17 protein-coding genes and 1 pseudogene are annotated in these 24,403 nt (G+C 68.5%); 10 read left to right on the top strand and 8 right to left on the bottom strand.

What is annotated here, in order from left to right; all coding sequences use genetic code 11:
* Positions 1-12 precede the first annotated feature (12 nt).
* Complete coding sequence (locus ACFO5K_RS21825; protein ID WP_378565997.1) at positions 13-966, top strand: neutral zinc metallopeptidase; 954 nt, start codon at positions 13-15, stop codon at positions 964-966.
* Here the strand turns inward: ACFO5K_RS21825 and ACFO5K_RS21830 are convergent.
* The gene (locus ACFO5K_RS21830) at positions 963-1,787 is read right to left on the bottom strand and encodes a hypothetical protein (protein ID WP_378566000.1); all 825 of its coding nucleotides are present in this window, start codon (positions 1,785-1,787) and stop codon (positions 963-965) included. The genes ACFO5K_RS21825 and ACFO5K_RS21830 overlap by 4 nt on opposite strands.
* Before the next feature lie 441 nt (positions 1,788-2,228).
* Here ACFO5K_RS21830 and ACFO5K_RS21835 point away from each other — a divergent pair.
* From ACFO5K_RS21835 to ACFO5K_RS21845, 3 genes and pseudogenes are all read left to right on the top strand, one after another.
* A pseudogene (locus ACFO5K_RS21835) lies at positions 2,229-3,860 on the top strand (DNA polymerase III subunit gamma and tau); the annotation flags it as partial.
* Between the two features lie 1,701 nt (positions 3,861-5,561).
* Positions 5,562-6,776, top strand: coding sequence for an acetyl-CoA C-acetyltransferase (locus tag ACFO5K_RS21840; protein WP_378566003.1), 1,215 nt, complete (start codon positions 5,562-5,564; stop codon positions 6,774-6,776).
* A gap of 37 nt (positions 6,777-6,813) precedes the next feature.
* Positions 6,814-8,970, top strand: a complete 2,157-nt coding sequence (locus ACFO5K_RS21845; RefSeq protein WP_378566006.1) for a 3-hydroxyacyl-CoA dehydrogenase NAD-binding domain-containing protein — start codon at positions 6,814-6,816, stop codon at positions 8,968-8,970.
* A 98-nt stretch (positions 8,971-9,068) separates the two neighbouring features.
* Here ACFO5K_RS21845 and ACFO5K_RS21850 read toward each other — a convergent pair whose 3' ends face one another.
* A complete protein-coding gene (locus tag ACFO5K_RS21850; RefSeq protein WP_378566009.1) occupies positions 9,069-9,812 on the bottom strand; it encodes a hypothetical protein in 744 nt (247 codons plus the stop codon).
* Positions 9,813-10,077: 265 nt separating this feature from the next.
* Between ACFO5K_RS21850 and ACFO5K_RS21855 the strand changes: the two genes are divergently transcribed.
* Complete coding sequence (locus ACFO5K_RS21855; protein WP_378566262.1) at positions 10,078-13,608, top strand: protein kinase domain-containing protein; 3,531 nt, start codon at positions 10,078-10,080, stop codon at positions 13,606-13,608.
* A gap of 35 nt (positions 13,609-13,643) precedes the next feature.
* Here ACFO5K_RS21855 and ACFO5K_RS21860 read toward each other — a convergent pair whose 3' ends face one another.
* Positions 13,644-14,960 (bottom strand): class I SAM-dependent methyltransferase, encoded by a 1,317-nt coding sequence (locus ACFO5K_RS21860; protein WP_378566012.1) that lies wholly within the window; start codon positions 14,958-14,960, stop codon positions 13,644-13,646.
* The gene (locus tag ACFO5K_RS21865) at positions 14,957-16,399 is read right to left on the bottom strand and encodes an FAD-binding protein (RefSeq protein WP_378566265.1); all 1,443 of its coding nucleotides are present in this window, start codon (positions 16,397-16,399) and stop codon (positions 14,957-14,959) included. The genes ACFO5K_RS21860 and ACFO5K_RS21865 overlap by 4 nt, the downstream gene beginning before the upstream one ends.
* A 172-nt stretch (positions 16,400-16,571) precedes the next feature.
* Between ACFO5K_RS21865 and ACFO5K_RS21870 the strand changes: the two genes are divergently transcribed.
* On the top strand, positions 16,572-17,006 hold the full coding sequence (locus ACFO5K_RS21870; RefSeq protein ID WP_378566015.1) for an SRPBCC family protein: 435 nt from the start codon (positions 16,572-16,574) through the stop codon (positions 17,004-17,006).
* A gap of 1 nt (position 17,007) precedes the next feature.
* Here ACFO5K_RS21870 and ACFO5K_RS21875 read toward each other — a convergent pair whose 3' ends face one another.
* The 3 genes from ACFO5K_RS21875 to ACFO5K_RS21885 are packed head-to-tail and all read right to left on the bottom strand — an operon-like array spanning position 17,008 to position 18,807.
* The gene (locus ACFO5K_RS21875; RefSeq protein ID WP_378566018.1) at positions 17,008-17,358 is read right to left on the bottom strand and encodes a VOC family protein; all 351 of its coding nucleotides are present in this window, start codon (positions 17,356-17,358) and stop codon (positions 17,008-17,010) included.
* The gene (locus ACFO5K_RS21880) at positions 17,355-18,185 is read right to left on the bottom strand and encodes a MerR family transcriptional regulator (protein WP_378566021.1); all 831 of its coding nucleotides are present in this window, start codon (positions 18,183-18,185) and stop codon (positions 17,355-17,357) included. Before ACFO5K_RS21880 ends, ACFO5K_RS21875 begins: the two co-directional genes overlap by 4 nt.
* A 46-nt stretch (positions 18,186-18,231) precedes the next feature.
* On the bottom strand, positions 18,232-18,807 hold the full coding sequence (locus ACFO5K_RS21885) for a hypothetical protein (RefSeq protein WP_378566024.1): 576 nt from the start codon (positions 18,805-18,807) through the stop codon (positions 18,232-18,234).
* 249 nt (positions 18,808-19,056) lie between these two features.
* On the opposite strand from ACFO5K_RS21885, the gene ACFO5K_RS21890 reads away from it, so the two are divergent.
* The gene (locus ACFO5K_RS21890) at positions 19,057-19,374 is read left to right on the top strand and encodes a YbaB/EbfC family nucleoid-associated protein (RefSeq protein ID WP_378566027.1); all 318 of its coding nucleotides are present in this window, start codon (positions 19,057-19,059) and stop codon (positions 19,372-19,374) included.
* Positions 19,374-19,982 (top strand): recombination mediator RecR, encoded by a 609-nt coding sequence (recR, locus tag ACFO5K_RS21895; RefSeq protein WP_378566030.1) that lies wholly within the window; start codon positions 19,374-19,376, stop codon positions 19,980-19,982. The genes ACFO5K_RS21890 and recR overlap by 1 nt, the downstream gene beginning before the upstream one ends.
* Here recR and ACFO5K_RS21900 read toward each other — a convergent pair.
* Positions 19,979-20,614, bottom strand: coding sequence for a hypothetical protein (locus ACFO5K_RS21900; protein WP_378566033.1), 636 nt, complete (start codon positions 20,612-20,614; stop codon positions 19,979-19,981). The two genes, recR and ACFO5K_RS21900, sit on opposite strands and share 4 nt — an antisense overlap.
* Before the next feature lie 147 nt (positions 20,615-20,761).
* On the opposite strand from ACFO5K_RS21900, the gene ACFO5K_RS21905 reads away from it, so the two are divergent.
* Together ACFO5K_RS21905 and ACFO5K_RS21910 are read left to right on the top strand one after the other, a co-directional pair.
* Positions 20,762-23,536, top strand: coding sequence for a circularly permuted type 2 ATP-grasp protein (locus tag ACFO5K_RS21905; protein WP_378566036.1), 2,775 nt, complete (start codon positions 20,762-20,764; stop codon positions 23,534-23,536).
* Positions 23,533-24,399, top strand: a complete 867-nt coding sequence (locus tag ACFO5K_RS21910) for a transglutaminase family protein (protein WP_378566039.1) — start codon at positions 23,533-23,535, stop codon at positions 24,397-24,399. The genes ACFO5K_RS21905 and ACFO5K_RS21910 overlap by 4 nt, the downstream gene beginning before the upstream one ends.
* Positions 24,400-24,403: the final 4 nt, after the last annotated feature.

The following is a 24,403-nucleotide window of genomic DNA, read 5'->3' on the forward strand; positions in this document are numbered from 1 at the left end:
GGTGGGTCCGGTGTGTTCGGGACCTTGCTGACGGTGCTGGTCGTGTTCGGCGTGGTGGGGGCGCTGCTGGTGGCGGTGGGGGCTAGCGAGCAGTCGTCGCGGCGGAAGGGGACACAAGCCGCGCCGCCGAGTTTCACCTACACGCCGGATTCGCCTGTGCCCACGACGAACCCGACGACCGCGCGAGCGACGAGTGCGCGGGCGACCACCGCGCGCACCACCGCACCGGCTACGACCGAACCGGTCGGACCGCAGCCGGTGATCGCTCTCGATCAGCATCCGCTGTTCCGCGACTCCAGCGCCTATCTGGGCAATATGGACTGCGACCTGCCGCGCTGGTCGACCGACGTGGCCACCGCCAGGGCGTTCTTCGCGGCCGCGTCGAGCTGCCTGGATCAGATGTGGCGCCCCAATCTCGCCGCCGCGAACCTGCCGTTCCGCAGCCCGGGACTCGTTGTCGCCGAGCGGCCTTCGCAACTGTCCTCGCCCTGTGGTCGGTCCACCAGCGACGCCTTCTACTGCAGCGCGTCGAGCACGATCTACATGTCCACCGCCGGACTCGTCCTGCACAACACGCCGTTCCCGCCGATGGAGGCGCTGTCGATCTACGCCCACGAATACGGCCACCACGTGCAGGGTCTCACCGGGTTGCTGCAGGCGGGGTCGAATCAGCGACGCCAGTTGGGCGCCACGTCCAGTGGCGGGTTGGAGACCTCACGGCGAATGGAACTGCAGGCCAGCTGTTTCGGCGGCATGTACATCGGGTCAGCGGAGGCGGGCGGATCGTGGACGCCGCAAGAAGGGTTCGCCGCGGTCAGACACAACTACGACCGCGGTGACGGCAACGGACGCCATCGCGACCACGGGACACCGGAACACAACGGCAACTGGTACAACCACGGCTACCTGAAGAACCGCAACTACGAATGCAACACCTGGCTCGCGCCCTCGAACGAGGTCAGCTAGCCGCGGGTTTCCTTGGCGACCGCGCGAGCGCCGCGCCGGCCGGGGGACGGTAGGTCGTCGCTGTCGCCGAGCCACTCGGCGGTGACCAGCCAGCGCCGCTGGGCGTGCGCGTCGGCCACATCGAAGAAGATGCGGCGGCCGCGGTCGTCGCGCAGGTCGCGCGCGAGAACCGCCCAGCTCGGCGGCCTGCCCTTGTCGGCGGTGTGTTCGATGACGAACCCGGCCACCAGCTTTCCGATCGTGTTGACCGGCTTCTGCGAGACCCGATTGCCGTATTTGGTGGTGTGCCAGCGTCGGGCCGGGCACAGCGAACCGGGGGTCGCGTTCGACGCGATCCAGCCCGCGCGCTGGGCCCGTTCGATCAGCCAGAGGTGTTTGATGGCCGTCGGCGCGATCTCGCCGACCCGGTCGGCGATGAGTTCGGTGATCTCGGCGCTGGCGAGGATGTCGCGCCGGGTCGGTCCGATGCCGTGTGCGCTCCAGTGTGCCGCGGCCAACCGGGCGAGGATGCGCCCGAATTCGTCGATGCTGCGCTGGGCGCGGCGGCCGAGTTTCTCGATCCGCTCGGCCTCGCGGCGCATCTCGTTCTGCGCGGTGAGGGTGCGGATGGCGGCCATTGTCGGCACCTGTCCGCGTTCGAGCAGTTGCAGGATGGCCGCAGCCGTTGCCGGGTCGGCCGCGGCGGCCACCGGTAACGAGTCGCGTTTGATGTCGAAGTCCTGGGGGCTGATCGCCCGGCTCAGCAGTCCGACGGCGGCGTTGTCGCCGGCGAAGTCGGTATGGGCCAGCCAGGCGGCTGCGATGTCATCACACGACAGCACGATGAAACGTTCCTCCGGTCGATGCGGTGGGGGAGCGATCGGTGCGCGAAGGTTGTGCCCCGGTCGGGATGAGGGACCGGCCGGGGTCACCAACCTGATGAAGGTTTGGCCACCGAAGTTGCCGATAACTACGGTAGCCAGCCGCTTGCGCCGCTGTCACGACGCTTGACGTGTTCGTTACATCCGGAAAATGGCCCTCAACCGGGGAGTGAGTACGCATTCCCGCCCCAACCAGGATGGACAAATGATCACTGCGCGTTTCGCTGCGAGCGGTGCAGCCGTTTGCTCGGGTTTTGCGTGTGTGCGCTGCGATTTTGCGGCCGCAGCCAACCTTCGCAATGCTAGTGATTTAGATCACAATCCACGGTATGGCGGGCGGTCCGGACACGAACACCCCCGCGGCCCCCTGCGCTGTCGGAGGTAGTCGGTAGCCTGTGGGCCGTGGCTCTGTACCGGAAATATCGACCGGCGACATTCGCTGAGGTAGTGGGTCAGGAGCACGTCACCGACCCGTTGAGTATCGCGCTGGACACCGGACGGATCAGTCACGCGTACCTGTTCTCCGGGCCGCGTGGCTGCGGCAAGACGTCCTCGGCGCGCATCCTCGCCCGCTCGCTGAACTGCGTGGAGGGCCCGACGTCCACGCCGTGTGGCGTCTGCTCCTCCTGTGTCGCGCTCGGGCCCGGCGGTTCGGGCAACCTCGACGTCACCGAACTCGACGCGGCCAGCCACGGCGGTGTCGACGACACCCGTGAGCTGCGCGACCGCGCGTTCTACGCACCCGCCGAGTCCCGCTACCGCGTGTTCATCGTCGACGAAGCGCACATGGTGACCACGGCCGGTTTCAACGCGCTGCTCAAGATCGTCGAAGAACCACCGGCCCACCTGATCTTCATCTTCGCCACCACCGAGCCCGACAAGGTGCTGCCGACGATCCGCTCCCGCACCCATCACTACCCGTTCCGCCTGCTGCCGCCGGCCACCATGCGCGGACTGCTCGGCAAGATCTGCGAGCAGGAGCACGTGCCGGTGGACGAAGCGGTATACCCGCTGGTCATCCGGGCCGGTGGCGGTTCACCTCGCGACAGTCTGAGCGTGCTCGACCAGTTGCTGGCCGGCGCCGGGCCCGACGGTGTCACCTACCCGCGCGCGGTGGCGCTGCTCGGCGTCACCGATGTGGCGTTGATCGACGACGCGATCGACGCGCTGGCCGCCGACGACGGCGGTGCCCTGTTCGGCACCATCGACCAGGTGATGGAGGCCGGACACGACCCGCGCCGCTTCGCCGTCGACCTGCTCGAACGCCTACGTGACCTGATTCTGCTGCGCGCGGTGCCCGACGCCGCCGAACGCGGCCTGGTCGCGGGCCCCGGTGACGTCCTGGAACGCATGCGCGACCAGGCTCAGCGCATCGGCCCCGCCACCCTCACCCGCTACGCCGAACTGCTCCACGACGGACTCGGCGAAATGCGCGGCGCCACCGCCCCTCGCCTGCTGCTCGAAGTCATCTGCGCCCGCATGCTCCTTCCGTCGGTCTCCGACGCCGAGTCGGCCACCCTGCAACGCCTCGAGCGTCTCGAACGCGGATTCGCCACCGGGACCGTCGCGCCGACCGCGCGTACCGGCGCCGCGCCCGCAGTCGAGTCTGCTGTACCCGCCGATCGTCCCGCACCGAGCGCGAGCCGCGAAAGCCCTCGCCGCGGCGCGGAACTCCTCGCCGCCGTTCGTGCCGAAAAAGAAGCGGCCGCAGCTGAATCCGCCACTCCCGGGGGTGCCGGTCCAGCCGCCCCCGCTGCCGCGGCCCGACCGTCATCCGCGGCCGCCGCCCCGCCGCCGCAGCCGACCCCGCCTGCCGGGCCATCGGCCCCCGATTCGCCGCCGCAACCGACCCAGCCGAATACTGCGGTCACTCCAGCGCCCGCCCCGGCCGGACATCCAGGCGAACGTGAGTCGTCGTCTGTCACCTCTGCCGGTCGGCCGGATGCGGTCTCGGCCGCGCACACGGGAGCGTCGACCGCTCCGGTAACTGGCCGCATGGACACCCCCCGCACTGAGTCGGAGGTGTCGCAGCCTGCCACGGGAGTTGCCGCGGCGGGCCGGCCAGAAGGTGTTGGTGAGCAAGCTGTCTCGTCGGAGTCCGAAGGCGAGCGCGGTGTCCGGTCGGCCGACCGTCGTAGGTCCGAACGCGAACCTGCTGTCGACCGTGTTGCGCCTGAAAACCCGGGGACACCAACGCCTCCGGTGTCTGACGCGGTGAATGGCGGCGCTTCGCGCGCCGGGCATTCCGGTAGCGGTGCGGAAGTGCCCGCGCAGCCATGTGCCGGGACCGGACAAACCGATGTGCCCGCGGCGGCCACCCCGCACGAGTCGTCCGTCGGTGCCGCATCGGGTGAAACCGCGTCGTCGCTTCCGGACGCCACCGAGACCTCAGTTGCCGAGTCGGCGCTGCAGCGGGCTGAGGCGCCCGCGCCGGTTGTGCCGCCGGCTCAGTCGCAGGTCAGTGATGTGGTGGAGTCGAGTGCCGCTGATTCCGGGTCGGCTCAGCAGCGGGCTGAGGCGCCCGCGCCGGTTGTGCCGCCGGCTCAGTCGCAGGTCAGTGATGTGGTGGAGTCGGGTGCCGCCGATGCGGAGTCGGCTCAGCAGCGGGCCGAGGCACCTGCGCCGGTTGTGCCGCCGGCTCGGCCGCAGGTGAGTGACCCGGTCGAGTCGGATGCTGCCGCGCAGCCGCAGGCTGGCGACTCCGCCGCGTCCACGTCTGCCGGAACCGGTGCCGGCTCGCCCTCGGCCGGGCCGCGGGTCAGTGACCCGGTCGAGCCAGGGGTTGCCGGGGAACCACAGGTCAGTGGCCCTGCGGCAGCGGCGAAGGCCGGCGTTGGTGCCGGTGCGGGCGACTCGCCGTCGACCCGACCTTCCGCGCAACCGCAGGCCGGTACTGCCGGGGAGGACTTGCAGGCGATCGTCGAGGCCGCTTGGCCGGAGATCAAGGCGCGGGTGCGGGAGTTCGGAGCCACCTTGCAGGCGTTGTTGTCGGGGGCCGCGGTGTCGCGAGTCGAGGGCGGGGCAGTGGTGTTCGCACACCAGAGTCCGCCGTTGGCGCAGCGGTTGTCGGATCCGCGCAATATCGAAGCCGTGCGGTCGGCGCTGCTGGCGGTGCTCGGGCGTGAGCTGGATGTGCGCTGGGAAACGGGTGTGCCCGCCCCTCGGCCCGCCCCGGCGGCGAAGAATCCGGCGCGGGGTGCGGGCCCGGGGGATGGCAAGCCCGCGGCGCGGCCCAAGTTCTCGCGGCCGAGTCAGGCCAGGGACGGGGCGCGGGGTTCGGGCCAGGCCAAGCAGCCCGACGACGACATTCCGCCGCCCGACTTCCCCGACTTACCGGACGACCCGGGCCCGGAGGACACCTATGTCTCCGATCCGGCCCGCTCCGGCGCCGATTCGGGGGTGCTCGCCGCGCCCACGCCCGAGGAGGAACAGGAGATGCTGGCCGCCGCCGCGGTGCCGGTGGCGCCCGGTGACCGGCAGGACCCGGACGAGGTCGCCCTGGCGTTGCTGCGCAACGAGCTCGGAGCAAAGGCTCTGAACGGTTGACAGCCACCGTCCGTACCGCGTTAAGTTAACCGGAGTTCGCACACCACGGTAGTATGAACGGGTGGCCGGGAACACCGGGTGGGCATGGTTGCATGCTCCGCCGGTGTTCGCCGGGATTTGTACGACGTCGAGACGTTCGGTCGTGACGTTCGTGCGGCCACCGCACCCCAAGGAAGGAAACACTCCGATATGACCACAGAGGCCTACATCTACGAGGCCATCCGCACTCCGCGCGGCCGCGGCAAGAAGAACGGCTCGCTGCACTCGGTCAAGCCGATCGATCTGACTGTTGGTCTGATCCAGGAGCTGCGTGGCCGCTTCCCGAACCTCGACGAAGATCAGATCTCCGACATCATCCTCGGCGTCGTGACTCCCGTCGGTGACCAGGGCATGGACATCGCCCGTACCGCGGTGACCGCGGCCGGTCTGCCCGACACCGTCGGTGGCTTCCAGCTCAACCGTTTCTGTGCTTCCGGCCTCGAGGCCGTGAACCTGGCTGCGCAGAAGGTTCGCTCGGGCTTCGACGATCTGGTGATCGCCGGTGGCGTCGAGTCGATGTCGCGCGTGCCGATGGGTTCCGACGGCGGCGCCTGGGCGCTCGACCCGGCGACCAACTACGACGGCTACTTCGTGCCCCAGGGCGTCTCGGCCGACCTGATCGCCACCATCGAGGGCTTCTCCCGCGATGACGTCGACGCCTACGCCGTGCGCTCGCAGGACCTGGCGGCCAAGGCCACCTCCGGCGGCTACTTCGCCAAGTCGATCGTCCCGGTCAAGGACATCAACGGCATGGTGGTGCTCGACAGCGACGAGCACATGCGCCCCGGCACCACCGTCGAGGATCTGGGCAAGCTGAACCCGTCCTTCGCCGGTGTCGGTGAGATGGGTGGCTTCGACGCGGTCGCGCTGCAGAAGTTCACCTACGTCGAGAAGATCAACCACGTCCACCACGGCGGCAACAGCTCGGGCATCGTCGACGGCGCCGCCCTGCTGCTGATCGGTTCCGAGGAAGCGGGCAAGGCCTCGGGTCTGACCCCGCGCGCCCGCGTCGTCGCGACCGCCACCTCCGGTGCCGACTCCACCATCATGCTCACCGGTCCCACCCCGGCCGCCAAGAAGGCGCTGGCCAAGGCGGGTCTGACGATCGAGGACATGGACCTCGTCGAGATCAACGAGGCCTTCGCCTCCGTGGTGCTGAAGTTCCAGAAGGACCTCGAGGTCCCGGACGAGAAGCTCAACGTCAACGGTGGCGCGATCGCGATGGGTCACCCGCTGGGTGCCACCGGCGCGATGATCACCGGCACGGTGCTCGACGAGCTGGAGCGTCGCAACGCGCGCTACGGCCTGATCACGCTGTGCATCGGTGGCGGCATGGGTGTTGCCACCATCATCGAGCGCGTCTGATCCCCGGCCGAAACTTCTCACAGGAGAACGAAAAACTATGACTGACAACATCATCGGCTGGGAGAAGGACGCCGACGGCGTGGTCGTCCTCACCATCGACGACCCCAGCCAGGGCGCCAACACGATGAACGACGCGTACATCACCTCGATGGCCGCGACCGTCGACCGCCTCGAGGCCGAGAAGGACGACATCACCGGTGTCGTGCTCACCTCGGGCAAGAAGACCTTCTTCGCCGGCGGCGACCTGAAGAACATGATGCAGGTCGGCCCGGACAACGCGCCCGACGTCGCGAAGATGCTCGAAGGTGTGAAGGCCCCGCTGCGTCGCCTCGAGCAGCTCGGCAAGCCTGTCGTCGCCGCGATCAACGGCGCCGCCCTCGGTGGTGGCCTCGAGATCGCGCTGGCCACCCATCACCGCATCGCGGCCGACGTCAAGGGTTCGGCCATCGGCCTGCCCGAGGTGTCGCTTGGCCTGCTGCCCGGTGGCGGCGGCGTGACCCGCGTGGTGCGCATGATCGGTCTGCAGAACGCCCTGATGCAGGTGCTGCTGCAGGGTCAGCGTCACCGCGTCGCCAAGGCCAAGGAAATCGGCCTGATCGACGAGGTCGTCTCCTCGGTCGAGGAGCTGCTGCCCGCCGCCAGGGCGTGGATCGCGGCCAACCCCGAAGCGGCGCAGCCGTGGGACAAGAAGGGCTACCGGATCCCCGGCGGCACCCCGTCCACCCCGGCCTTCGCGGCGAACCTGCCCGCGTTCCCGGCCAACCTGCGCAAGCAGATCAAGGGCACCAACATGCCCGCCCCGCGCGCCATCATGGCCGCGGCGGTCGAGGGTTCGCAGGTCGACATCGACAACGCGCTGGCCATCGAGGGTCGTTACTTCATCAGCCTGCTCACCGGGCCGGTCGCGAAGAACATGATCCAGGCGTTCTTCTTCGACCTCAACCACATCAACGGTGGCGGCTCGCGTCCGTCGGTCGAGGATGTGCCCAAGCGTGAGATCAAGAAGATCGGTGTCATCGGCGCCGGCATGATGGGCGCGGGCATCGCCTACGTCTCGGCCAAGGCCGGTTACGAGGTCGTCCTCAAGGACGTCAAGCTCGAGGCCGCCGAGAAGGGCAAGGCGTACTCGGAGGCCATCGAGAAGAAGGCGCTCTCCCGTGGCAAGACCACCCAGGAGAAGTCCGACGCGCTGCTGGCTCGCATCACCCCCACCGCGGATGCCGCCGACTTCAAGGGCGTCGACTTCGTGATCGAGGCCGTGTTCGAGAACCCGGACCTCAAGAACAAGGTCTTCCAGGAGATCGAGGACATCGTCGACCCCGACGCGCTGCTGGGCTCGAACACCTCGACCCTGCCGATCACCCTGCTCTCCGAGGGCGTGAAGCGTTCCGAGGACTTCATCGGTATCCACTTCTTCTCCCCCGTGGACAAGATGCCGCTGGTGGAGATCATCAAGGGCGACAACACCTCTCCCGAGGCGCTGGCCCGGGTGTACGACTACACCCTCGCCATCAAGAAGACCCCGATCGTGGTCAACGACAGCCGTGGCTTCTTCACCTCGCGTGTGATCGGCACCTTCATCAACGAGGCGATCTCGATGGTCGCCGAGGGTGTCGACCCGGCCACCATCGAGCAGGCCGGTCTGCAGGCGGGCTACCCGGCCGCGCCGCTGAAGCTCAGCGACGAGCTGAACTTCACCACCATGCAGAAGATCTACAAGGAAACCGCCGACGCGATCAAGGCCGCCGGTGGCGAGCTGAACGCCGCGTCGGAGACCACCGCCGGTGTGCTCAACAAGCTGGTCGACGAGTACGACCGCAAGGGCAAGGCGGGCGGCGCCGGTTTCTACGACTACGTCGACGGCAAGGCCGCCGGCCTGTGGAGCGAGCTGCGTACGCTGTTCAACTCCAGCCGTGAGCTCCCGGAGGGCATCACCTTCCAGGACCTCAAGGACCGGATGATGTTCGCCGAGGCCATCGAGACCCAGAAGTGCTTCGACGAAGGCGTGCTCACCAGCACCGCCGACGCGAACATCGGCTCGATCTTCGGCATCGGCTTCCCGGCCTGGTCGGGCGGCTCGCACCAGTTCATCGTCGGCTACCCCGGTGGCCAGGAGGCCTTCGTGGCCCGCGCCGACGAACTGGCCAAGAAGTTCGGCCCCCGCTTCGAGGTCCCGGCCTCGCTGCGCAAGTAAGTTCACGGCTTCCGGTCCGACCGGAGAGGAGCCCGTCACCGATTCGGTGGCGGGCTCCCGCTGTCTGCGCCCGCAGGCCTGCCGGAGGTTGCGTGCGCTCAGCGGAAGGCGATTGCTCCGGTGATGTCGCCGTGGCGGTAGCGCAGGTAGTCCTGGACCAGTTCGGTGCGGACGGCTGCGGTGGCGGTGGCCAGGGTGATGACCACGAATTCCTTTGAAGAGGTGGCCTTCCATTTGCCGGTTTCGAAATCGTCGATGATGCCGGCGGGGCGGACGTTGAGGTCGGTTTCCTCGATCTGGTCGGCTGCGTGCTCGGCTGCGGCCGGGTCCGACATCGCCAGAACGAACTGCGTCAGCTTCACGGCGCCGCCTTCGGCGGTCAGCAGCATCTCGACCGCGTACTGGCAGCCCAGGGCGGTGAGTGCGCCGTCCTCCTCGACGGGCGCGCAGTCGGTGTGGTCGCGACCTTCGGACCAGTCGGCCGTCATCTCGACATCGCCGAGCTTGAAGTTCCAGGGGCCCTCGTATTCGGTGTAGCTCAGCTGCGCGCCCGCGGAAGGCCGCGCCTTGGTGGTGGTGGTTGTTGTCGTGGTGGTGGGGGCGGTGGTTGTCATCGCGTCCGAGGCAGCCATCGCGGAACCGCTGACACCGCTGTTCGCGCCGAGCACCAGGGCGCCGACACCGCCCACCAGGCCGACGACCAGGAGCAGTGCGACCACGATCCAGCCGGCGTTCGACTTCGGCGGCGGCGCGAGCGGCGCCATCTCGTACGGGTGCTGCTGCGGGTGGCCCCCGCCGGGCGGCTGCCCCCACGGATTCTGTTGTCCCGATGGGTAGGTCACGTCAACTCCCCCTGGTTCAGTTCCGGCGCCGAGCTCGCCGGAATTCGTTGGTTCGACCTTACTTCCGTCGCACCGCGGCGCGCCCGGTGATCCGATCGGACAACCGTGGCCGCCACAGCATCGAATCTCCACCCGATCGATGCGTGATCGCGCTAGCTTGGATATGTGCGGACATGTCGGCGGAGGCCGAGTCCGCATGCCGACCGAAACGCCGGTGACGCCATTCGATGCGAGAGGTGGTCACATGGATCCGGAACCGACGCGAATGCAGCGCGGGCCCGCCGAGGTGTCGTCGGTGGCAGAGCACACACAGCGGCCCAAGTCGCGCGGTGAAGTGGACGCGGAGGTCGTCGCCGATCTGGACGCGATGGGGCTCAGCGCGGCCACCGAGATCGGGCGCGGCGGGTTCGGTGTGGTGTATCGGGCCGTCCAGCCCGCCCTGGATCGGGTGGTGGCGGTCAAGGTGCTGTCCTCGGAGATCGATGTGGAGAGCCGGGAACGGTTCCTGCGCGAGGAACAGGCGATGGGGCGCTTGTCGGGGCATCCGAATATCGTCGACATCCTGCAGGTCGACGTCACCGCCACCGGCCTGCCGCTGATCGTGATGCCCTACTGTTCGCGCGGTTCGCTGGAGCGACTCATCCACGACACCGGCCCGCTGACGTGGGAGGACACTCTGCGTGCCGGGGTGAAGCTGGCGGCGGCGATCGAGTCGGCGCATCGGGCGGGCATTCTGCACCGGGATGTGAAGCCGGCGAACGTGCTGATCAGCGGGTACGGCGAGCCGCAGCTCACCGATTTCGGTATCGCGCGGATTCCGGGGGGTTTCCAGACTTCGAGCAGCATGATCACCGGTTCGCCCGCGTTCACGGCGCCGGAGGTGCTCAAAGGCCAAGAACCGACCGTTCGGTCTGATATATACGGTCTGGGTGCCACCCTGTTCGCGCTGCTCACCGGCCATGCCGCGTTCGAACGGCAAGCGGGGGAGAAGGTGGTGGCCCAGTTCCTGCGCATCACCACCCAGCCGGTGCCCGATCTGCGTGCCCAGGACTTCCCCGCCGATGTGGCCGCGGTGATCGAGAAGGCCATGGCCCCCGACCCCGACGACCGGCCCGCCTCGGCTTACGAATTCGGTGAGATGCTGCGCGCGGTGCAGCGCGACCACGGCCAAATGGCCGATGAGATGGCGCTGCTGGTCACCGGCGACGAACTCGAGGAACAACAACCACCGCAGAGCTTGAAGGCCGTAACCGCCCGCCGCAGCTGGCCGCTCACCCTGCAACCGGCCGGTGCCTCGGTCCCGATGCGCAACACCACCACCGGCACGCTGCCGCCCACCGCCGCGACGAAATTCCGGCCACCCACTCCGGCGCGTGAACCGTTTCCCCGCCAGCGCCTGCTCGACGTGCTGCGCGCGGGCGGGCACCGCAGGCTGGCGCTGGTGCACGCCCCGGCCGGATTCGGCAAGAGCACCGTCGCCGCGCAATGGCGAACCGACCTGGTGGCACACGACATCGCGGTGGCCTGGCTGGGCATCGACCAGGACGACGACAGCGAGATCTGGTTCCTGGCTCACCTGATCCAGGCGATTCGGCGGGTGCGCCCCGATGTGGGCGCGGGTCTCGAGCAGGTGCTAGAGGAACGCCCCGCCGACGCGGTGGCGTACGTGATCGCGACCCTCATCGATGAGATCCATGCCAGCGCCGAGCCGGTGGTGGTGATCGTCGACGACTGGCACCGTGTACATGATCCCGGCGTGCACCGGGCGATGGAGATGCTGCTCGACAACGGCTGCCACCACGTGCGGTTCGTGATCACCAGCCGCGATCAGGCCGGATTGCCGATCAGCAGGCTGCGGGTGCGCGACGAACTGGTGGAACTGGACGCGGCGGCGCTGCGGCTCACCGAGGCCGAGACGCGTCAGATCCTGGTGGAGCGCAACGGTTTCGCGCTCACCGATGAACAGGTCGAACAGATCCATGTGGCCACCGAGGGCTGGCCCGCGGCGATTCAGCTGGTGAGTCTGACCCTGCGCGGCACATCCGACCCCGCCCAGCTGCTGAGTTCGCTGGCCGAAGGCGGGCACGGTATGCGGGAGTACCTGGCCGAGAACGTGCTCGACACCTTGGAGCCGGAGCTCCTGGAGTTCTTGATGGCGATCTCGGTGGTGGAGCGGGTGAACGGCTCGCTGGCCTCGCTACTGGCCGACGTGCCCGACGGCGCCGCGATGCTGGAGCAGGCCGAGCAGCGAGAGCTGTTCCTGCACCGGCTCCAGCACGACCCGGGGTGGTATCGCATGCAACCACTGTTCGCCGAGCACCTGCGCAACCGCCTCGAACGCGACCACCCGGGCAGCTCGAAGGTGTTGCACCGCAAGGCCGCGCGCTGGTACGCCGAGCATCAGTTGCTGCGCAAGTCCGTCGATCACGCGCTGGCGGCGACCGATCTCAAGCTCGCCGCGGATCTGCTGGAGAGCGGCGGGATGGACTTGATCGACGGATCGCGCCTGGCCACGCTGCTCGGCAGTGTGTCGAAACTGCCGATGCAGCAGGTTACTTCGCGGTCCAAGCTGCTGATGGCGGTGGCGCGGGCGAATATGAACCTGCAGCAGACCAGTACCGCGCGCACCGCGCTGGACCGGTTGTCGAACATGCTCGCCCGCGGCGACGCCGGTGAACCGGCTTCACCTGAACGGCGCTGTGCGGCAACGGTGCTCAATGCGGCGGATCGGGTGGCCCACGACGATACCGACGGGGTGGCCGAGCAGATCGCCGCCTGCCTCGACGCTCCCGACGAACTGCCCGCCTGGTTGGTTTCGACGGCGGCCAACCTGATGTCGTTCGTGCGGCTGTGCGAATTCGACTTCGCCGCCGCCACCGAGCTGCAGGACTGGGCCGAGGACTTTCACGCACGCTCGAAGGACCCGCTCGGCCCGGTGTTCGGGCTGTGCGCCAGAGGCGACGCGGCCTACGAACAGCTCGACATCGCCACTGCCACGGACTGTTTCGAACGGGCCTACGAGACCGCGCGGACCAGGGCGGGGCCGCGTTCGGACGCGGCGCGGGTCGCGGCGGCGATGCTGGGGGAGCTGGCCTACCGTCGTGGCGATCTGTCGCTGGCCGACCGGTTGCTCGACGAGAGTCACCAGTTGGTGACCCGGGTGGGGCCGGTCGACTTCCTGGTCGCGACGTTCGTCATCGGGGCCAGGGTGAAGGCCGCACTCGGTGACCAGTACACCGCGACGGCCCGGCTCGACGAAGGCGCCAAGGTGGCGGCGGCGAACGGGCTGGCCCGCCTCGACGCCGACGTGCGCGCCGAACGGTCCCGGCTCGGGCTGCCGGCCGGCGACGGCGCCGACCGCTTCACCGCCGACCTGTCGGGCAACGGTGCCCGCCGCAAGTCCGGTGCCGCCCTGCTCATCGCCGAAGCCCGCCAGATCGCCGAGATCAGGGAACTGCTGGCCCAGCAGCGCCTGCGTGCCGACGACCGCGCCGCCCGGCACGCGCGCGTGCTGTACGCGCGGCTGCTGGACCAGTCCCGGCCCCGCGCGGAGCTGGACGCCACCTTGCTGCTGGCCGAATGCCTCGCCGCCGCGGGCTGGGTCGGCGAGGCCACCGGACTGGTGCTGCCGGTCCTGCGGACCTGCGCCGAGCTGGGCTGGACCCGCCCGCTGCTCGACGCGGGCCCCGGTGTGGTGGGCGTGCTGCACGTGTTGCGCACCCAGTCCCATGACGCACGGCAGCATCCGGTGCTCGACGAGCTGCCGGGTCACTTCCTCGGCGAACTACTCGCCTGACCGGCTCGAGTCCGCGCCCGAGCCGGGCTCAGACCCTACGGCTGCCACCACGGACGTAAGGGCACATCCCAGGTGCCGTCCGGACCCAGCTTCACTCCGAGCACATGGTGCAGCTGCACCACATTGCGCTGGAAGCCGAGCCGGCAGCCCGCCATGTACAGCCCCCACACCTTCGCGGTGCCCTCACCCACCTCGGCCACGCACGCGTCCCAGTTCTCGACCAGGTTCTTGCACCATTCGTGCAGGGTGAGCGCGTAGTGCTCGCGCAGGTTCTCCTCGTGCAGCACCTCGAGCCCGATGTTCTGGACCTCGGTGATGATGCGGCCCGACCCGATCAGCTCGCCGTCGGGAAACACGTAGCGGTCGATGAAGTCGCCCGCCTTGGTGGTGCGGGAGTTCTCCGGGCGGGTGATGCAGTGGTTGAGGAACAGTCCGCCCGCGCGCAGCTTCTCCTTGATGAACCCGAAGTAGTACGGGTAGTTCTGTACACCGATGTGTTCGGTGAGCCCGATCGAGGAGACCGCGTCGAACTCGCTCTCCTCGATGTCGCGGTAGTCGCTGTGGCGCACCTCGGCGAGGCCGCTCAGACCTTCCTCGGCGATCTTGGCCTGCGCCCAGGCCGCCTGCTCGGCCGACAGCGTCGCCCCGATCACCCGGACGCCGCGCTGGGCCGCGTACCGGACCATCCCGCCCCACCCGCACCCGATATCGAGCAGGCGGTCACCCTCTTTGAGCCGCAGCTTGTCGAAGATCAACCGGTACTTGTTCTCCTGCGCCTGCTCGAGCGTCCAGTCCTGGTCGCCGTACACCGCGCAGGTGTAGGTCATCGAGGGGCCGAGAACATACTCGTAGAACTTGTTGGAGACGTCGTAGTGGTGATGGATCGCTTCGGCGTCGCGAGTCTTGGAGTGGCGTAGGCCCTCCAGAGCGATGCGGCGCCAGCGTGGCAGCGTCTCCTGCGGCGGCGGTGCGATCGGCCGGAGCCGTTCCCAGCCCAGCGAGCGCGCGATGGTGACCAGCGACAGGGCCGAGGGGCGATGGAACTTCATGTCCTGCATCGCCTTCAGGATGTCGTACGGATCGCCGGGGTGCACGCCCTCGGCGACCATGTCACCGGCGATGTAGGCGCGGGCCATACCGAGATCGCCGGGCGCGGTGGCCAGGTAGTTGATGCCGCGCGGGGTCTTGATGTCGAGGCTGTAGGGCGCCTCGGCCGGGCCGGTGGTGCTGCCGTCGTAGGCGGTGAGACGGATCGGGATCTCACCGTCGACGAGGGTTTCGAATACCTCGGCAATGCTGAGCCGGGCCCCCAGCTCGGCGAGTACCTCGGATCTGTCCTTGAATGTCGTCACTTGCGTTGCACCGCCTTCGAATACAGTGTCAGCAATCGTTGGTCCGGGTCGTAACGGGTCTTCAGATCGGTATAGGTGTCGCCGCCGTAGAGCTGTGCGAATTCTGCCTCGTCGTAATAGGAATCCGAGTACAGGGACTTGTGTCCGTCGAATTCGGACACCACCTTCTCGATGGCACGGTTGGTGGCCCCGGCCGGCTGACCCGGCCGCGTCGGCACCGCCGACCAGAATCCGACATTGACGTAGGTGCGCTCGGGCTCGAGCGGGTACAGCGGCCACGGGCGGTCACCGTCGGTCGCCGTGTCGGCGCCGATGTCACGCAACCGCAACGGGCACAACCAGATCGGCTCGATCGGAATCTCGCGCAGGAACCATTCGACGAAATCGGCGGTGTGTCGCACCGGCACCTCGATGTCCTGTACCACCCGTTCCTGGGGCGGGTTGCCCTTGCGGGCCTCGAGCCGGTCACCGATGTTGTACTTGCGGTCCAGCGCCACCAGCTTCCAGTAGAAACTGCTGCGGCGGTGCGACTTCGGCCAGAACCGGCGGATCTTCGGGTTCTGGGTGCCGAACGCGCGCGAGCACCAGAACCAGTCGGTGTCCCAGCGCCACAGGTAGTCGTGGATGGTGAGCCGGTCGGTACGCACGCCGTCGGCGTGCTGCAGGGAGCGGTAGTAGATGTCCATGCCGGTGTAGTCGCTGACCGGACCCGGCTCGTCGGTCTGCCTGCCCAGGGTCAGGTAGCTCTCGTCGGCGGTGAAGACGACACCGTCGAGGTAGTCGACCCGTTCGCCCTGGTAGCTGCCCCCGACGACGATGCGCTCCAGTTCCGCTTCCAGTTCGCGCAGGTCGTGGAAACGCACGTGCCGCAGCGCGACGAACGGCTCGACGGGTTCGAGCTCGATCTTCAGGCGAACGGAGTAGCCCAGGGTGCCGTAGGAGTTGGGAAAGCCGTGGAAGAGCTCGGCGTGCTCGCCGGTGGGCCGGGCGGTGACGATCGCACCGGAGCCGGTGAGGATGTCCATTTCCAGCACGGACTCGTGCGGTAGGCCGTTGCGGAAAGAGCTCGACTCGATACCGAGGCCGGTCACCGCCCCACCCAGGGTGATGGTCTTGAGCTGGGGCACCACCAGCGGGGCCAGCCCGTAGGGCAGGGTGGCCGCCACCAGGTCCTCGTAGGTCGTCATGCCCGCCACATCGGCCGTGCGGGCCACCGGGTCCACCGCGATCACCTGCCCGAGACCCGACACGTCCAGCCCCGGCGCGGTACTCACCGCTCTGGCCCGGAACAGGTTCGACGTCTTCTTCGCCAAGCGGACGACGGCACCGGGCGGGATGGCGCGATAGCTTGCCAGCAATCGCTCCACACCCGCTCGGTGCGCGGCATATCCAGACTCGCGTGCGGCCGGTTCGTGGCCGGCCCTACCCAAAAGACTCAGCGCCACACCTGCGACGCTAGTACGAGCCTGCCCGCCGGGCCACCGGATAGATCCACGCCGCGTCGAAATGTCGCTCACAGTTCGTCTCCGCCTACCTGGTCGGTCGATCGGGTGGGGCACAGGGCAGGATGTGACTCGGTCGAGATATCGCACCCGGGACAAGGAGTCAACAGTGGGACAGGTCAGTGCCAGCAGTTCGATCGTCGTCGCCGCGGATCCGCAGCGCACGCTCGAAGCGATCGGCGACTACGAGACGATCCGGCCGCGCATTCTCTCCTCGCACTACCGCGACTACAAGGTGATCGAAGGCGGTAAGGGCGCGGGCACCGTGGTGGAGTGGACGTTGCAGGCCACCGAGAAGCGGGTTCGCAACATCCGCGCGAGCGTGACGGTGTCGGATTCGATCCTCACCGAACGCGACGCCAACTCCTCCATGGTCAACACCTGGACCGTCACCCCCGAGGGCACCGGTTCCCGAGTCACCGTCCGCACCACCTGGAACGGCGCGGGCGGCATCGCCGGCATCTTCGAGGGCATCTTCGCGCCGCTGGGCCTGAAGAAGATCCAGGCCGAACTGCTGGCGAACCTGCAGCGCGAACTGGCCTGAGTCAGCGCTTGCCGATGTCGAAGAGGTTGCCTTCGGGGTCGGCGAGGGTGACCCACTGCTGGCCGTATGCGTCGAAGTCGGCGATGTGGCGCCCGCCCAGGCTGATCGCGCGTTCCACGTAGTCGCGCCACTGCGCGGAGTGGAAGTCCAGGTGCATCGCGTTCTTGCCCGGCGTCTTGTCCGGGACCTGGATGAACATCAGCAGCGGCGCCACCCCCGCCGACCTGCCGACGGTGGCGAAGTACTCCGACGCCTCCGGGTCGACCGGCAGATCGAGTAGCTGAGCATAGAACTCGGCCTGGGCGGCGGCGTTGTGGCAGTCGAGCACGACGTTCGCCATGGTGAGAGTCATCGGGATTCTCCTTCGGTGATCGGCCAGCACACTTCGGTGCGGTAGTCGGCCGGGTTGTCGGTGCGGTCGGGTCCGACGAGATAGCGTTCGCGGACCGGTTCGCCGGGCAGCACGGTGTCGTGCTCGGCAACGTGGCTGCCGAGAGCGCCGTAGGTGCGGTCGAAATCCTCGAAGGCGCCGCTGTGCACGGCCACCGCGAAACGGCGTGCGGGTAGTTCGCTGATCTCGAGGCCCGGCATCGGCTCGAATTCCGTACCGGTGGGCAGCGGCACGTACGCGGTCACCGCCCCGGTGTCGTCGGTGAAGAATTCGGTCGAATATGTCGCGCCCGCAATGCCTCCCGGTGTCACGCCGGCAGCGGTGAGGGTCTGGTACAGCTGATCGAAGGCGGTGCCGCACCAGTCGCCGATGGCGCCGCGGTCGACCGTCTCGGTGAAGGTGAGCGCGGTGAAGGACGGCTCGGCCAGATAGTTCACCCGGATGGCTGGTGCGGGAACGGTGAGCAGGGCGCGTAGCGAGGTGACCACCGCACGTGTGCGCTCCAGTTCGGCCTCCATCTCGGCCAGGTGTTCGCGCAGCGCCGCGTCGCGGTCGGCCGGGTCGGCGGCCGCGAGCACGGCGCGGATCTGTGGCAGTGGCATGTCGAGGTCGCGTAACCGGCGAATCAGGTGCGCCTGTTCCACCTGGGCGGTGGAATAGCGGCGATACCCGGTACCCGCGGCCACCGCGACCGGTTCCAGTAACTCGATCTCGTGGTAGTAGCGCAAGGTCTTGACACTCAGACGGGTGAGGCGGGCGAACTCGCCGATTGCCACGGTGGCTGTCATAGGAACAGCCAATACCCTCCAGTGGCTGGAGGGTCAACAGCGGGCGTCAGGCGGGAGCCAGGACGAAGGCCGCCAACAGCGGGTAGGAGCCCTCGCGCCACCAGGAATAGCCGAACCAGACGCCGGGGGACACTTCGCGGATCTCGTCGTAGACCTGGGGAGTGGGCGAGGGGGCGTAGTCCAGGGCCCACGCGGGGGCGCCGTCGAGGATGGAAGGGGCACGGGTGACCACAGCGGGGAAGGCTTCGATACCGGCGCCGGTGACCCGATTGGTGAGGGAGCCGCCGTCGGGCCCGGTGCGGAACTCCTTGCCGATCCACAGCGCGGGCGCCACCGAGACGAGCTGCGGTGGGCGGGTCACCCAGCCGTCGGTGCGCCCGGTGGGTACGGCGCCCGCGCGCGCGTCACGGTAGATCTGGTCCTGCTGGGTGACGCTGCAGCGAAAACGCAGCGAATCAATGGTCGCCGCTGGATTGCCGTCTTCGATCACGCAGCCGTTTCCGTAGTCGGTTACCGCGGCGGTGGACTCGGCCGACGCGGTGACGGGGGTCAGAAACAGCAGGCTGACAGCTGATACGCACAGTGTCGAAGCGGTGACCAGGCGCGCGCGAATGGCATTCATCTGTTCTCCCGGTAGTTGCTGTGTGCTCGTTCGGCCTCGACAAATCCTAGGCTCACGATCGGAATCGATGGCTGAAATATCGATCGGCAATCAACCTGTTACCCAGAAGGCCGTCGGTAACGGCCGGACCGGTCTGCGCACCCGCGCCCCCTGATGTGGGACCATCCCCGCGACGCGTCGGTACTAGGCTGAACGCGACGGACTTTTCAGAGAGGACTTGTTGTGCAACCCGGTGATGGTCAGTTCGATATGCAGGCATTGCTTGCCCAGGCTCAGCAGATGCAACAGGCAGTGATGCAGGCTCAGGCCGAGCTCGCCGAGTCCGAGGTGCAGGGACAGGCAGGTGGCGGGCTGGTCCAGGCCACCATCAAGGTGAGCGGCGAGATCACCGCGCTGACCATCGACCCGAAGGTGGTGGACCCGGCCGACGTCGACGGTCTGCAGGACCTGGTGATCGGTGCGATCAACGACGCCATGACCAACGCGCAGCAGCTCGCCGCCGACAAGCTCGGCCCGCTCACCGGTGGCGCCGGCGGCGGCGCGCTGCCCGGTCTGCCTGATTTCTGATGTATGAGGGGCCGGTTCAGGATCTGATCGACGAGCTGGGCAAACTGCCCGGCGTCGGTCCGAAGAGCGCCCAGCGCATCGCCTTTCATCTGCTCGGAGTGGAGCCACCGGAGATCGACCGGTTGCAGGCCGCCTTGCAGAAGGTGCGCGACGGCGTGCAGTTCTGCGTGTCGTGCGGCACCGTCGCCGACGGTGAGCTGTGCCGGATCTGTGCCGACCCCCGCCGCGACCGCACGATGATCTGTGTGGTCGAGGAACCCAAAGATGTGCAGGCGGTCGAGCGCACCCGCGAATTCCGTGGTCGCTACCACGTGCTCGGGGGTGCGCTCGATCCGCTCAGCGGTGTGGGCCCCGACCAGCTCCGGATCAGGGAGCTGCTGACCCGCATCGGCAATCAGGACGACGGTGTGGACGTGAGCGAGGTGATCATCGCGACCGACCCGAACACCGAGGGCGAGGCGACGGCCACCTACCTCGTGCGCATGCTGCGCGATTTCCCCGGACTCTCCGTCACCCGCCTGGCCTCGGGCCTGCCGATGGGCGGCGACCTGGAATTCGCCGACGAGCTGACCCTGGGCCGTGCGCTCTCGGGCCGCCGGGTGCTCTAGAACTCGACGCGAGACCAGTCGAGGCCCGTGTCGATCTTCTCGTTGGCCCAGTCCCAGATGACGGCGGCCACCCGCGCCGGGTCGTCGATGGTGGTGCCGAAGTGCCGATCCGGCGAGCCGTCACGGTATTCGACGGTGTACGTGCCGTTCGGGTCGCGGTAGGTCTGGATGTAGCGCTGCTCGCCGCGCTCGACGATCAGGTACGGGTTGGGCGCGGACAGCCCGGCCACCCACCGGTAAGCCAATTCCTCTGTGAGATAAGGGAATTCGCCCGCACCGCCGTGGGTGACCGCGATCGGCAGGTGTCCGGCCGGGTCGATCAGCCAAGCCAGCTGCGGATCGTAGACGGCGTAACCGCGCGGGGTGGCCAGCTCGAAGAGCAGGGCGCGCACGAAACCGATCGCATCGTAGGGCGAGGGCACGTACAGCGTGTCGCCGGCCGGGCCGCCGACGGCTTCGACGCTGAGGAACGAGTCGTCCACGGGCAGTGCACCGTTGCGGGCATTGAGTTCGGCCGCGATCTCGGCGATCGCCTCGGATTCGGGCAGACCTTCCTGCGCGGCCAGATACGCGTCCACTTCGTCGATGGTGCCGGCGGCGCCGGACGGCAGGAGGATGTGGTCGTAGCTCACCCGGCCACCCTACGTTGCCTGCGGGTTCGCTTCCGCTGCCCGTGGGCGGAAACTCCGGTTTCACCGGCCCTCGCGGGGCCGGGCGTGTGGTGAACTGGGGTATGGGCTTGGCGGAGTCACTCGCGTTGTGGTCGCGAGAGCGAGCCGGTGACTGACCGCGAGGTGATCTCGGGCGACGGTGACCGGTTGTCGCCGGGTGCGCGCGCCGAGGTCGCCGAGCAGTTCGCGCGCTACCGCGCCTACGGCCTGGTGGACGCGCGCTTCGACGAGTGCGGCAGGCCGGCCGAGAGCCACTACGACGAACTCGTCGACGGCACCGGCCGGATGCGGTCGATGTGGTCGGAACTGTCGGCGGACTTCATCGAGCAGGGCGTGGCGGGCCTGGCCCGGATCGACCACCGGGTACGCAGACAACTCGAGGACGACGGCCTCACCTCCCTCGCGGCCGACGAGGACAGTCCGCGCCCGTGGCAGCTCGACCCGATCCCGCTGCTGGTCTCCGCCGAGGACTGGGCCCAGCTGGAAACCGGTTTGGTGCAGCGCTCACAGGTGCTCGACGAGGTGCTCACCGATGTTTACGGTCCGCGTCGACTGCTGAGTTCGGGGCTGTTACCCCCGCAGATCGTGTTCGGCCACACCGGATACGTGCGCGCCGCGCACGGCATCACGATCCCCGGCACCCGCCAACTGTTCCTGCACGCCTGTGACCTGAGCCGGTGGAGCGACGGACGGTTCCGGGTGCTCGCCGACCGGGCCCAGGTGCCTTCCGGGGTCGGCTACGCGCTGGCCGACCGCCGCGTGGTGGCCACGGCGATCCCCGAAGCCTTCGAACACGCGAGCCCGCGTCCGCTCACGCCGTTCACGCGGGCCGTGCGCTCGATGCTGGCCGAGGCCGCGCCCGAACCGGCCGACGGTGCGGAGCCGACCGTGGTGGTGTGGAGCCCCGGCTCGCGTTCGCCGGATGCGTTCGACTACGCCTATCTCGCCCAGATGCTGGGTTTTCCGCTGGTCGAGAGCGCCGATCTGGTGGTGCGCGACGGTGCGTTGTGGATGCGGTCGCTCGGCAGTTTCGAGCGGGTCGACGTGGTGTTGCGCGGTGTCGACGCCCAGAGCTGCGACCCGTTGGACCTGCGGCCGGATTCGCGGACGGGCGTGGTGGGACTGGTGGAAGTGCTGCGCCGGGGGGCGGTGACGGTGGTCAACACGCTCGGCAGTGGATTGCTGGAATCGCCTGCGCTGAGTGCTTTTCTGCCGCGGATTGCGCGTGCGGTGCTCGATACGGACCTGCTGCTCGACGGCGTGCCCGCGTACTGGGGTGGTGACGAGGTCGAGCGCGCGCACCTGGTGTCGCATGTGGGTGAGCTCGTCCTGTGTTCGGCCGTCGACGGGTCGACGATCATGGGGCCCCGCCTCAGCCGGGCCGAGCGGGAAGAGTTCGCGGCGCGCATCGATGCCGAGACGTGGAAATGGGTGGGCCGTGAACCCGCCGAGTTCTCCGTCGCGCCCGCGGTGGAAGGGCAGGCTGAGCTGGCCCCGGCGCCGGTCGGGATGCGGATGTTCGCGTTGGCCGCGCGCGGTGGTTATACGGCCATGCCGGGCGGGCTCGGTCAGCAGCAGCGGCGGCGGGCGGCGTCGCGCGAGGTGGTCGAGGTGGCGGCCAAGGATGTGTGGGTGCGGGCGGTCCCGGCCACCGCACCCGCGGTGGGCGTGGGCGCGCAGGCAGCGCAACGGCCGTCTCGCGCGGCGCCGATGATCGAGGCGATCAGTTCACCGCGGGTGCTCAGCGATCTGTTCCGGATGGGCCGCTACAGCGAACGCGCCGAAACCGTGGTGCGGGCGCTGGCCGCCACCTACGAGGTCTACCAGGAGTATCACCACCGGCCTTGGTTGGACGGCGCCGAAGCGCTGCCGATCCTGATGCGCGCCCTGTCGGTGCTCACCGGCACCGTCGCCCCCGGCTCGGTCCTGCCCAAAGGCCGGCCCACCGCACTTGTCCCGGTCCATGGACGCATCGAGGCCATACCGGACGATCCCCGATCCGAGCGGCCGACGCCGGCCCAGTGGACCGAAGCGGCGAAACCCGGCGGGGGCGGTGGCGTACGTCGTGCGGCGGCGGGTGTTTCAGACGATGGTCTCCGGTATCTGTCCACGCTCACCGGCGACCGGCACCTGACCGGTTCGCTGGCCGACGCCGTGAATCAGTACGGTCGTGCGGCGCGGGCCGTGCGTGACCAGGTCTCCGCGGACACCTGGATGATCCTGGCAGCGGTGGACCGTGCCCTGGGCGAATTCCGCGAGGCCGGTGCCGAACAGGAGGGTGCGCTGTCGTCGGCGCACTCGCTGATCTCGGCCGCGTTGCTGTCGCTGTCGGGGATCGGCGCGGAATCGCTGGTGCGCGACACCGGGTGGTACGTCATGGACATCGGCAAGCGCATCGAGCGGGGGCTGGCCGTGAGCGCGTTGCTCAATGACGCACTGGCACGGACCGGTGCGCCCGAGGTCGAGCGGGTGGTAGCCGATGCGGTGCTCGTGGCCACCGAGTCCGCGGTGAGTTACCGTCGCCGCCACGGCGATCCGGCCCAGTTGGCGGCGCTGGCCGACCTGCTGTTGTTCGACGCGAACAATCCGCGTTCGCTGATCTATCAGCTCGATCGCCTGGAAGCCGACTTCCGGGCGCTGCCCGGCGGGGAGGTCGCCTCGCGTGCGCAGCGGCTGCTCGCCGACGCCCAGCGGATGCTGCGCCGCGTCGATCCGGTCGATCTCGAGTACGCCGATGACGAGGGTGTGCGCACCGAACTGGTGGAACTGCTGGAAGGTGTGCACTTGCGGTTGTGCAAGCTGTCGGAGTCGTTCGAGGCCACCAGACTGTCCGTGCCGCAAGATATCCAACTGCTCGGCGGCGATGCCGGGAGGGCCGGATGAGGCGCTACCGGGTGCTGCACCGCACCACCTACCGCTATTCCGGTGAGGTCACCGGTTCCTATGGGCGTGCGTACCTCGTGCCTCGTGAATATCCGGGTCAACGGGTGCTCGAGCACGACATCATCATCGATCCGGCCCCGTCGGACCGTTCCGTCGGCACGGATGTCTACGGCAACAGCAGCACGTACTTCCATGTGACAGCGCAACATCGGGCACTGGAAGTCACCGGTGCGTCCCTGGTCGAGGTCGACGCTACGCACCCCGAGGCGGCCGACGGCATCGCCTGGGAGTCGGCCCGCCCCAGCACCACCAGCGGCCCGTCGGCCGTCGAGTTCGCCCTCGACCTGCTGCCGCCCGAGATCACCCCGGAGATCACCGCCTACGCGGCCGAGAGCTTCGCGCCCGGCCGAGCGATACTCGACGCGGTCACCGACCTGAACACCCGCATCCACCGGGACTTTCGGTACCGCACCGGGTCGACCACGGTGAGCACCAGTGTCGCCGAGGTGTTCCGCGCTCGCGAAGGCGTCTGCCAGGACTTCGCCCGCCTCGCCGCGACCTGCCTGCGCACCCAGGGCCTCGCCGCCCGCTACGTTTCGGGCTACCTCGCCACCGACCCACCACCCGGCGAACCCCGCCTCGTCGGCGCCGACGCCACCCACGCCTGGACCGCCGTCCGGCTCCCCGGCGACCACTGGCTGGCCTTCGACCCCACCAATGACCAGTTCGCCGACGACCGCTACGTGACCGTGGCTTGGGGTCGCGACTACCAGGATGTCGTGCCCCTGCGCGGCATCGTCTACACCGACGCCGAACAGACGACCATCGACGTCTCGGTGGACGTGGCTCCGATAATGAACTAACCCC

It is taken from the genome of Nocardia halotolerans (genome assembly GCF_042650145.1).
GTDB lineage: Bacteria > Actinomycetota > Actinomycetes > Mycobacteriales > Mycobacteriaceae > Nocardia > Nocardia halotolerans.